Annotated in this window: 8 protein-coding genes and 3 pseudogenes; 2 read left to right on the plus strand and 9 right to left on the minus strand. The window is 61.5% G+C overall.

The window, feature by feature from the left end; translation table 11 throughout:
- Positions 1-87: 87 nt before the first annotated feature.
- Positions 88-296: pseudogene (locus Q0687_RS03290) on the plus strand (hypothetical protein).
- Positions 297-329: 33 nt separating this feature from the next.
- Here Q0687_RS03290 and Q0687_RS03295 read toward each other — a convergent pair.
- From Q0687_RS03295 to Q0687_RS03325, 7 genes and pseudogenes are all read right to left on the minus strand, one after another.
- Positions 330-872, minus strand: coding sequence for a DUF4863 family protein (locus Q0687_RS03295; RefSeq protein ID WP_298872215.1), 543 nt, complete (start codon positions 870-872; stop codon positions 330-332).
- 25 nt (positions 873-897) lie between these two features.
- The gene (locus tag Q0687_RS03300) at positions 898-1,491 is read right to left on the minus strand and encodes a nitroreductase (protein ID WP_363323922.1); all 594 of its coding nucleotides are present in this window, start codon (positions 1,489-1,491) and stop codon (positions 898-900) included.
- Between the two features lie 180 nt (positions 1,492-1,671).
- A pseudogene (locus tag Q0687_RS03305) lies at positions 1,672-2,312 on the minus strand (HD domain-containing protein).
- A 178-nt stretch (positions 2,313-2,490) separates the two neighbouring features.
- A complete protein-coding gene (locus Q0687_RS03310; protein WP_298872216.1) occupies positions 2,491-3,465 on the minus strand; it encodes a GlxA family transcriptional regulator in 975 nt (324 codons plus the stop codon).
- A gap of 94 nt (positions 3,466-3,559) precedes the next feature.
- On the minus strand, positions 3,560-4,063 hold the full coding sequence (locus tag Q0687_RS03315; RefSeq protein ID WP_298872233.1) for a cupin domain-containing protein: 504 nt from the start codon (positions 4,061-4,063) through the stop codon (positions 3,560-3,562).
- A gap of 10 nt (positions 4,064-4,073) precedes the next feature.
- On the minus strand, positions 4,074-4,718 hold the full coding sequence (locus tag Q0687_RS03320; RefSeq protein ID WP_298872219.1) for an HD domain-containing protein: 645 nt from the start codon (positions 4,716-4,718) through the stop codon (positions 4,074-4,076).
- A gap of 80 nt (positions 4,719-4,798) precedes the next feature.
- Positions 4,799-5,788: an NADP-dependent oxidoreductase gene (locus Q0687_RS03325; RefSeq protein ID WP_298872221.1), complete on the minus strand. Its 990-nt coding sequence runs from the start codon at positions 5,786-5,788 to the stop codon at positions 4,799-4,801.
- Between the two features lie 272 nt (positions 5,789-6,060).
- Between Q0687_RS03325 and Q0687_RS03330 the strand changes: the two are divergent.
- Positions 6,061-6,234, plus strand: a pseudogene (locus Q0687_RS03330) (NYN domain-containing protein); the annotation flags it as partial.
- Between the two features lie 636 nt (positions 6,235-6,870).
- Here Q0687_RS03330 and Q0687_RS03335 read toward each other — a convergent pair.
- Together Q0687_RS03335 and Q0687_RS03340 are read right to left on the minus strand one after the other, a co-directional pair.
- Entirely contained in the window at positions 6,871-7,953 is a 1,083-nt protein-coding gene (locus tag Q0687_RS03335; RefSeq protein WP_298872223.1) for a helix-turn-helix transcriptional regulator, read from the minus strand.
- A 75-nt stretch (positions 7,954-8,028) separates the two neighbouring features.
- Positions 8,029-8,209, minus strand: a 181-nt coding sequence (locus Q0687_RS03340) for a hypothetical protein (protein ID WP_298872226.1), incomplete at its 5' end; no start/stop codon positions are given.

Here is an 8,209-nt window from a genome sequence, read left to right on the forward strand (position 1 = left end):
CATGGCCGCTGGCGAGGCCGCGGAATGCCTGAGCGCCAACGCCGCGGTGATGCGGCCGGGTGGGCGCTCCCGTTGCGGGGTTGCGTCATGGAGCAGGAATTCTATCGGGGTTTCGCCGATCGGGTTCGGACCATCGCCGAGAAGGCCGACCCTTTCACTAGGCGACGCCTGCTGGACCGGCCAAACGGTACGACACCAAAGGAGGCTCGCGCCCCGCGCCCTCGGTAGAGCGCCCGCTTCCCCTGCCGCGCACGACACCGCCGGCGACGATCTTCTCCGGACCTGTCGGGGCCTGACGGCGCAACAGCCTTTGTTTGCGCTGTTTGCACCTAGCCGGCGGGAGCCTTGAATTCGTACGAGATGCGTCCGGCCGGGAGATAGAACAGCGCGATCACCGCACCGCCCCTGACCTCCGGAAAGTGCCTGCTGCCCGGTTCGGGCGCCGTCCAACCGGGTCCCTGCCAGCCCTGCAACCCCTTCAACTCCGCGCCCCCGTTCAAGGGCACCACGAGGTTGATCTCGCCATAGGGATGACCGTGATACTGCCCGCGCAGCACGTCGTGGTCGTCCTCTTCCTTGAACTGGCGTGGAGCAGCGCTGTTCATGTAGACCGCCGTGAGGCTGAACTGGAAGGTTTCGGCAGTCGGCTCGATGATGCGGCTGCGGCGGTAGTTCGGGCCGTCCACATCCTGGTTCGCCGCCCAGCCCTCCTCAACCCCGATCTTGATCAGACGAGAGAGATCCCGATAGAGCGCGCTGCTTTCGCGGTACGTCTCGTTGAGCCAGCGCTCCATATCGGCCCCGGGCGTCATGTCCTTCGCTTCGCGGAGAAAAGAAATGCTCCGCTGGATCAGTTCTTCTCGACTCGCCATGACGATCTCCTCCGTTGACTGTCTCTTACGCGTCCAATCCCAAGAACGTCGCGAACTCATCCACATGCGCCCGCGGCATCAATCGCTGCCCCTCGACTGCGGGCTTCCCGACCGAAATGCCGCACACCACCAACTGCTCCTCCGGGATCGAGAGCAGGGGGCGCAAGATCCGGTGATATTTCGAGAACGTCTCCTGCGGACACGACTGAAGTCCGCGTCCCGCTGCGGCGAGCATCACGTTCTGGACGAACATGCCGAGATCAAGCCAGCTTCCAGCTTCCAGCCGGCGATCGATCGTCACGATCAGCCCTACGGGCGCTCCGAAGAACGTGTAATTCTTCGCGGTCTGCCTGCTTCTTGCCTCGGCATCGGCCTGGCGGATTCCCAGCGACCCGTAGAAGAGCCGCCCGAATTCCTGTCGTCGCTTCAGGTACGGATCAGGCAACTCGCTGGCGTAAAATTTGTATTCCGAGACGTGCTCGTCTCGGCATGTTTCATGCGCGTGCAGCAGCGCCGCCGAAACGTTGGTCTTGGCGGCGCCACTTAACACGTAGACATGCCAGGGCTGGATGTTCGCACCGCTTGGCGCGAAGCGCGCGACGTGGAGTATCTGCTCGATCGTTCGTCGCGGGACCGGAGCATCGCAAAGTCACGGCACGCGATCCGGCGGGTCATGATCGCGTCGATCGGGCTCTGCGCAGCGTCGCACGCCTCGCTCTGTCCGACTACAGCTGTTTCAGGTCCGCAAATCTCAGTCCGCATGACGCCCATGGGATTTACTCCGGTCCAGCAACGAAGGTCAGTTCGGCCAGGCCGAACCGAGAATGATCGAACAGAAGTTCTGGCGGACATAACTCATGTCCTTCAGCGCAAGGACATCGGCCTTCACGTTCCCGAACGTGGTCAGGGGCTTCTTGATGATGCCCTTGGCGAAGTGATCTATGATATTCTCCTTGAAGTTCGTCTCGCGGGGATGGTGGACGCAGACGTGGTCGCGCTGCTCACGCGTGAAATCGTGATAGGCGAGCCCCAGCACGTCCATTTCGACGCCGGCAGTCACCAGCGCGATGGTGGGTCGCATATGCTCGGGGATACCGGGCGTGGTGTGGAGCGCGATGGCGATCCACACGTCCTCGATTTCACGCTCCGGCAGGCCGTAGCTTTTCATGAAATCGCGCGCGGCATTGGCGCTGTCGACCTCGAAGCGCAGGTCGGGACTGGAATACTTCTCCGTGAGGCCCATGTCGTGGAACATGGCACCGAGGTAAAGCAGCTCCGGCTCGTACTTCAGGCCGAGGCGCTCGGCGGTGAGCGCGCCCCAAAGGAAGACGCGGCGACTGTGGTTGAGAGCAGGTCGTCCTCGGTATCGCGCACGAGCTGCGTGGCCGCGCGGGCGATGGCACTGTCAGGCAGGCGGATGCCGGCGATGATCTCGGACATGGAGCGCTCTCCTTGTTTGCGTAGCGGGCTGGTTGCTCGCCCCTATTTGCCAACCGGGCACCGCTCCGCACAAGAAAGGGCATCCCGCGCATCAGGACAGCCGCACGTCGTTTCCTGACATGACGCTTCGCACGGGTAGCAGGATCGCGAGCGTTGCCTTGCCGGGGAGCCGCGCGGTCTATTCCGGTGTCGCCCGCCGGAAGCTTGCGCGATATTGGATGGGGCTGACGCCGAGACGGGCGGTGAACACGATCCTCATCCGATCCGCCGAGCCGAAGCCGCAGTCGAATGCAACCGCCTTCAACGGCCGGTCGCTTCCCTCCAGCATCATGCGCGCCGCATCGATGCGGGCGCGCTCGATGAATTCGTGCGGCGTAATCCCGGTCGCCTGCACGAAATGCCGGGCAAGATTTCGGGCGCTCATCCCGACGACAGCGGCAAGGGACTCAAGCGAGTGGCGATCCCCGACGTTCGACATCACGTGGTCCTGGATACGGGCGATAGGCGATTCCGGATCGGCAGGCGCCGTGAGATAGGGGCTGAACTGAGACTGCCCGCCTTGGCGCTGGGCGACTACGACCAGCCGCTTGGCCACTTTGAGCGCCGTTTCCGCGCCGTGGCGCTGCCCGACTAGGGCCAAACCGAGATCTATTCCCGCAGTCACACCCGCCGCGGTGATCAGCCGCCCATCGCGGACATAGATCAAATCCGGTTCGACTTTTGCTCTCGGGAACCTGGCCGCCAGTGCCTGCGCATCCTGCCAATGGGTCGTGACACGCCGATCGTCCAGCAGACCGGCATAGCCAAGGACAAAAGCCCCGGTGCAGATCGATCCATAGAGGCTCGACCGCCACGGTAGCTCCTTGACCCACTGAAGCAAGTGCGGGTCGGGCTCCGTTTCAGGTGGGGTGGGCGTGCCGGCCACGAGAACAATGTCGAATCCACCCGTCGCCTCCTCAAGCGTCAGATCGGCAATAAGCCGTATGCCGTTCGAGGCGCGCAGCGGATTGTGGTGAGCAGCAACGAGTACGGGTTCATAGCGGTCGGCACCGTCGAGAAATGTGTTCGCCTCGCTGAGCACGTCCATCGGCCCGGCCACGTCCAAGGCCTGGACCCCCTCGTAGATGACTATCGCGACAGCTTGTACCGGCACCTTTGCTGCCTCTCCGATCAGGCGCCTTATTATGCATGTCGTTCACACGGTGCAAAGGCCGGACGGTGACTGGACAGGCGATCCTGTCGCGCCATCATCTCGGTGCTGCGTCGTTGTCGGGGATCGTCAACGCCCCGTCTTTGGAATCGACCACGAAGACCGCGAGCAAGCTGGCGGGCTCCGTGTCGCTCGCGTTCTCGCTCACCCTGTGATGTGAGCCTGGCGTTTCGTAAAAACCCTCGCCTGTGCGAAAGACCTGCGGAGCGTCATCGCCGACCTGGCTTCGGATGGCCCCGGACAGCACATAGGCGTAGATGAAGGCCGACGCTGCGTGGCGGTGAGGCAGCGATTTGCTCCCGGGCGGATAACTCACCAGGACAGCAGCCATTCTCTTTCCTTCAACGTTGGGCAGTGCGTGCTCGAAGACGAGCTTGACTTGCTCCCGATCCTGGGCGAACGCGGGCGAAGCTCCCGCAATGGCTACTGCTACGACCGCCAAGAACGTCGTTCGTAGCAGTTCTATTCCCTGTCTGGGCGTGATTTCTGAAGGGCGTAACAGCGCAGCTATCCGATTGGGGAATGCATTGATCGACATTATGACCTCTCCTCTAGTGAGACCAGGGCGAACCCGCGATCAAGTCGCAGGCGTTGGGGCTCTTGAACCCCGGCATGAAGCGTTCGCAGACCGCGGCGTTGACGGTGCCGTACGTGGTCGCCGGCTTGTGCGCAAAGCCGGCGAAATACTCCCGAACGAAGCCTTCCTTGAAATTCGTGCGGGGATATTTGGCAACGATCTCCTCGCGGAGCTCCGCGGGAAACTGGTCGAAGCCTACCCCGACAACATCGAGCAGAACACCTGAATTGAGGAGCGCGACCTCGGGACCCATGTACTTCGGAATGCCGGGGGTCGTATGCAGCGCGATCGCCTCCCAGACCCTCTGCACCTGGTCCTCACCAATATTGTGGGCGCTCAGAAACTGTCGGGCGGCGTTCGCGCCATCGACCTCGAAGCGTTCGTCCGGGCTGGAGAATTTCTTGATGAGACCGAGATCGTGGAACGCGGCCGCCACATACAGAAGTTCAGCGTCAAAACGCAGCTTCCTCTGACGGCCCTGCTCCACCGCAAACAGGAAGACCCGGATCGAGTGATTGAAGAGCAGATCGGTGGAATGCTCGCGCAGTACGTCTGTTGCCTCCTTTGCCAGCAAGGAATCGGGAATGACGAGAGCCTGGGCGGGAGTTCGGGATGGCATTTTTTATCCTTTCAAACAAGAATCGATGGGCTTGGCTGGCGCATCCGGACGCTTGAGCGCAAGAGGAGGCGCGAGATCGGTCAGTCCGCTCCGACCGCGAGCACGATCTTTCCTTTTGGCCGGGGCCGCGCGCCCTCCAGCATCAAGTGAGCCTGGCGCGCATCCGCGAGCGGCAACACCACGCCGACGTTCGTTCGCAGTTCTCCACCATCGACGAGGCGAGCGATTTCCGTCAGATACCGGCTCGTGACGTCGACCAAAAAGAAGGTGGCTTCCACGCCGTGCTGTTTTGCGAGATCCTGATCTGGACGGGACACTGTCGAGATCAGCTTGCCGCCTCGACGAAGGACCTCGAACGAGCGACTTTGCGTCTCGCCGCCGACGAGATCGATGACGGCGTCCGCATCCCGCACTTCCTCCTCGAAGCGCTGGCTCCGATAGTCGATCACTGTGTTTGCACCAAGGTTGCGCACGAAGGAAGCGTCGGCCGACGATGCCGTTGCGATGATCTGCACACCAGCATGACGGGCCAATTGGACCGCGTAGGATCCCACGTTGCCAGCCGCCCCGTGAATGATCACCGTTTGGCCCGCTCTGAGTTGCGCGTGGTCGAACAGTGCCTGCCATGCGGTGACGGCGATGACAGGAACGGAGGCGACTTCGGCATGACTGAGCGAGTTCGGCTTACCTGAGACCATCTCGACGGAAGCCAATGCGTACTCGGCGTAGCTCCCGACGAACCGCGGATTCGTAACACCGTAGACCTGCTCTCCTGCGCGTTCTTGCGAGACTCCGGGCCCAACGGCGACGATTTCACCTGAAAGGTCCGAACCCAGAGTGAGCGGGAGCGGCTGCGGCAACGCGCTCTTTCCGGCTCTGATCCAGCCGTCCCACGGGCCCACCCCGGCTGCTGCAACTTTGATCAGGACCTCGCCGGGCCCGGGCTCCGGACGAGAGAGGGCCTCGAACTGCATGACCTGCGGCGGTCCAAACTCATGTATGCGCCACGCCATCATCGTCGATCCGGTCCGCGCTTTCGTAACTTGAGTAACGATGCTGCTGGAGGCCATCTCACTCTCCTTGCGCTCAGCTCGTCGCGAGTACCGCCAACCACTCTCGGAGCCTTGCTGCGGTTTTCCCGGTTGTTTCCTCGGCCCAGGCCGGATTGCCCGTATGTCGCCATGGAGCCCTGCTTTGGACAACGGACAAGATCCTACGGATCAGGACAGCCGAACGTCATTTTCTGACAAACGGCCGCCGGAGAGTTCGCCGCGATAGGTTTCGACACGCTGGGCTCCGAGATCGCTGGTGAGGCGGTCCGATGGAGGACCGATCAGGGCCCGCCGACGAGCTGCGGCGCCAGGCCGACGTCTTCACCGACCTCGTCGAATTGCAGTCCAAGCTTGGCCGCGATCCGTCCGAGCGCCCCGCTCCGCGCGGTCGCGGCGAACGTGAGGTGCGTGGTCCCATACCGAAGTTTCTGCAGGAGCCGAGAGGCGACGACCCGCACGAATGACATAGGTTCTTAATCGATCGGCGACCGGCTTTCATCTGCGGTCCTGTTGCAAGAGTTCCATTTTGCAGTCGCCCCGTGATCGTAGGGAACAACCGCAATCCTGCAAGGCCTCGCAGTGCTCTAACCCATTTGGGTGATGTTGAAACTCCTACACTCCGTTATGCGTACGGGCTTTCTGACATGTGAGCGAGTAACAGCGATCTGGCTGAGAAAGGGTGTGTTTGGTGCCGACTGAGTTCAGTTCCACTAACCCCAATCACGCTAAATCAGGTGACCTCCTGCTTCTAGATATGGAAGTGCGGAGGTACGCGCGTGGATGGGAATGGCACGTTGCGACCTACTCAGGTAGGATTCTCATGCGAGGAAAAGTAAGAAGGCGAGTGGCAGCACGGTATGAGGCCGCAAGAGCGCTGTTTTTATTGCTCATGAGCACGTCAGCGGCCGCCACTCCAGATAAGTCGAGGCGACTATAGGATTTTTGGCTGGACACATCGACAAGTGATTTTCGCCTGTGAACATTCACGACACGATGCTCGATGGCAGTGACCGGCGGTCTCCGCCGATGCAAAGTGACTGTGAACTCGTGTCGACTTACCCTCTCCTGCGAAGCAGCATCCGCTCCAAGTGGATCGCAATTCACAACAGGTTGGCCAGCACCGCAACCAGTTGAGCCTGCCTATGTACGCCAGTCTTCACAAAAATGCTCTTGAGCTGGCTTCGCGCGGTCTCCTTTGCGATCCCGAACCGATCGGAGACGTTTTCCAGCGACTCGCCGAAAGCGAGTTGGGTCGCGAGCCTGGCTTCCGCCTCAGACAGGCGAAATGCCGCCCGCAGGGTCGCTTCAGGCGTCCGAGGCCTGGTGTCCGGGTCGATCAGGATGACGATGGCCTGGCAATCGGCCAGCGCGTTGGCCGTCGAATTCGAAAGTCTTGCGGGATACGCCAACACGGGTCGGCGCGATGCGCGAGGCAAAGCGATCGGAGCGGCCATTCCGCCTGTCGCACGCCACAACAGACCCTGAATGGCGCGGTGCAAGGCCGTGGTCGCCCCCGCATCTTTTGCAACCAGCTTGCCTTTTACAATTCGGACATCATCGACCAGAAGGAGTTCAGCCGACCGATTGGCCTTGAAGACATTGCCGTGGCGGTTGACCAGAACCACCGCGGTGCCGCTCATCTCGAAAGCTTCGAGCGCGCCGGCGGCAGCGGAAGCGCCCAGGGCGCGAGCAATTGCGGCGCCGGTTGAAAGCCGCCTTGATGTTCGCGCCAACGCATCCTTCTCCTCTACCGAAAAAGGTCCTTGATCGATCGTTCGCTGAATTGCCACGGCCCACAGATCATCGCCGCTGGCGACCTTGACGCCGGCGTACCAGCGTAGGCGATGTCGCGCCAAGAAGTCCCGGTAGAATGGAAGTCTGGCTATCGCATCCGCGCTATGGCCGTCGAAATCATCCGCGACCCCGCGTTTTGTAATGATCGGAACGGCGCGCATTCGCTCATCCCGCAGATGCCATCCATCCCGAAAATACTCATCCATCGCCCCGGAGACGGTTTCGGTATAGGGAACGTTCGGAAGGAGTCCGCCCGAGATGGGCATCAGCATCGCGCCCTGGCTCCCGGTGGCGACGGCTATGGAATCGAGCGCCTTCACCCAGCGCGTCGGGTCTAGTCCCGCCTCGACGAATTCCTGCTCGGCAAAGTCAAAATTCCAGGCGCGCACCAGCTCTCTCGTGACAACAGCGCTGCTTCATTGCCAGAATATCCCGGAAGCCGCGCGGTGGCAATTAATCCGGCTCTAAATAAGGACCCGTGTATCATTCAAACGGTTGCAGACGAACGCACCGAAATCCAACTTCACGTCGGCAATCCGGGCTAGAGCGGACTCGTTTTGCTCACCGTGAGTTCTTCTCAGTTTGACCCGGATGTATGGTCCGGCCGCGCGTCGCAAGAAGATTTCGTCGAATTGGCGGTGAGCG

The sequence above is a fragment of the uncultured Bradyrhizobium sp. genome (assembly GCF_936928535.1).
Taxonomy (GTDB): domain Bacteria; phylum Pseudomonadota; class Alphaproteobacteria; order Rhizobiales; family Xanthobacteraceae; genus Bradyrhizobium.